The sequence below is a fragment of the Flavicella sediminum genome (assembly GCF_006381105.1).
GTDB lineage: Bacteria > Bacteroidota > Bacteroidia > Flavobacteriales > Flavobacteriaceae > Flavicella > Flavicella sediminum.
Genome location: NZ_VDET01000047.1, coordinates 1 through 2255 on the forward strand (window position 1 = coordinate 1; position 2255 = coordinate 2255).

Sequence of the window (2255 nt, forward strand, 5' to 3'; positions counted from 1 at the left end):
GTTTTTATGGTTTGCCCAAAGCACTGTGTCTTTTTATTATGTCACTTCTACTTATTTATCTATTTTTAGGTCGACTAAGATAAAAACACAAAATAAGTAAAAGTTTAGTCCGGGGCTGAGAATCTCAAGATTATCAACTCCCACACTAACATTATACAAAACCGTTGTACTTCATGCTGACTCGTCCTGAATAAAGGCTACATAATTTTAAACATTATGTATAACAACGACAGAGTAACCAGACGTTACAGCGAACCTTTCAAACTAAAAATTTTAGCCGAACTTAGTACTGGAAAGTACAACAAACATCAATTGGGTAAAATCTATGGTATTAACAGATCCACCATCAATGAATGGATTAAAAAGTACGATCGTAAAGACCTTATGAACACTAGAATTATGGTAGAAACTAATGATGAAATATCAAGAATTAAAGCACTTCAAAAAGAGATTGAACAACTAAAGAAACTTCTTCTTAAAAAAGATTTAGATCAAATGGTAGATGAGTCATATCTTGAAGTAGCAGCTCAAAAACTAGGCTATAAAAATGTTTTAGAACTTAAAAAAAAACTAAATATTTAGCATTAAACATTGCTGTAGTTAAAAACAAAGGATTTGCTTCAATCTCTAATATTTGTGAATGTTTTAACCTCAAAAGAGATGCTTATTATAAATACAAAAATAGAGCTGATAAACGTATTGAAATAGAGCAAAAAATCATTCATATAGTTAAGAAAAGACGCAAATCCTTACCTAGAGAAGGTGTTAGAAAACTTATTAGATCTTTGAATATCGAGTTTAAAAAACAAAATCTAAAAGTAGGAAGAGACACCCTGTTTAAAGTACTTAGAGAGAATAAAATGCTAACATTAAGAAAAAAATATAGTTGTAGAACCACAAATTCTTATCACAGATTTTATAAGTATAACAATATAATTAAAGACATGAAAATCACAAAACCAAATCAAGTCTGGGCTTCTGATATAACATACATCAGAACTTTAAATGGATTCTGTTATCTAGCACTCATTACGGACATGTATTCCCGTAAAATCGTAGGATATGACCTTAACGACAGTCTTGAGCTTAAAGGATGTGTGAGAGCTCTTAATAAAGCTGTATATCAAGCTAAAAATATTAAGGGACTTATTCATCATTCGGACAGAGGAATTCAATATTGCAGCAATGTATACACTCAAATTCTTAAAAAAAAGAAAATAAATATAAGTATGACAGAAGAAAATCACTGCTACGAAAACGCAATGGCAGAAAGGGTAAATGGAATATTAAAAGACGAATTTTATTTAGATCAAACATTTATGAATGTAGCACATGCTAAAAGAGCCGCAAAAAATGCAATTAAATTATACAACGAAATAAGATTACACTTATCTTTAGACTTTAAAACACCAAATATGGTATATAAATTATCAGCTTAACTATCAATTTAACCTGTAGCCATATTTCAGGACTAGACATTAGTGAAAACATTCATATGATAAAAAGGATATTAACAATATTATTAATAGTTTTTATTTTTAATAACTGCACAAATAACAAGAAAACTGTTTCTCCTATTCTAGCTCTAACGGATAAAACCGAAAAAGAATCAATTGAAGACAATAAAGAAATCAGTATTGAAAACATAAAGGAACTTATTTCTAGAAAGTGGATAATAAATACTTTAGAATACACAGATAAAACAATATTATTCAAAAGCTATGATTCGAATACCTCAGATAAATATACTGTCGAGTTTAAACATAATGGAGATTTATACTTTGAGAAAACAAAAAATGACATTCAATGTCTAAACAGAAATCCTTATCTAAACAAAGCAAAATGGGAATTTAAAAAAGGTATTTATAATCCCGAGACAAATGATTTCAATTTGGTGAAAAGAATATTATTACATATTCGTGGAGGAAAAACACTTGAAAGCCGATTTGAATTTAAAAGAGAATATAGGATAAATTCAATATCTAAAGACACAATGGAACTTGAACAAATAAGTTCAATATTGGAAAAATATATTACAGATGGAAATAATTTTTATGATGAATAAAACGTATGGCAACACCGCATAAAGTCAATGTGGGTTTTTATAGTTTGCCCAAAGGTTTGTGTTTTTTTATTGGGTCACTTCTACTTATTTATCTATTTTTAGGTCGACTAAGATAAAAACACAAAATAAGTAAAAGCTTAGTGCTCGGCTGAGAATCTTTCGATTATCAACTCCCACACTAACTTTATAC

General features: G+C 28.9%; 3 protein-coding genes. All 3 read left to right on the forward strand.

The features are described from left to right. The first annotated feature begins 216 nt into the window (after positions 1–216). Genes FGM02_RS17625 through FGM02_RS17635 form a run of 3 tightly spaced genes read left to right on the forward strand, consistent with a single transcriptional unit; the run spans position 217 to position 2065 of the window. Positions 217–582: a transposase gene (locus FGM02_RS17625; protein ID WP_139959903.1), complete on the forward strand. Its 366-nt coding sequence runs from the start codon at positions 217–219 to the stop codon at positions 580–582. 8 nt (positions 583–590) lie between these two features. Beyond that, positions 591–1439 carry an IS3 family transposase gene (locus tag FGM02_RS17630; RefSeq protein ID WP_139959905.1) on the forward strand — a complete coding sequence of 283 codons (849 nt, stop codon included), beginning with the start codon at positions 591–593 and terminating at the stop codon, positions 1437–1439. Between the two features lie 56 nt (positions 1440–1495). Then, a complete protein-coding gene (locus tag FGM02_RS17635; RefSeq protein WP_139959906.1) occupies positions 1496–2065 on the forward strand; it encodes a hypothetical protein in 570 nt (189 codons plus the stop codon). Positions 2066–2255: the final 190 nt, after the last annotated feature.

Excerpts from the sequence above, each read along its gene's own strand:
- FGM02_RS17625 (WP_139959903.1), top strand. The coding sequence starts at position 217 with ATGTATAACAACGACAGAGTAACCAGACGTTACAGCGAACCTTTCAAA.
- FGM02_RS17635 (WP_139959906.1), top strand. The coding sequence starts at position 1,496 with ATGATAAAAAGGATATTAACAATATTATTAATAGTTTTTATTTTTAAT.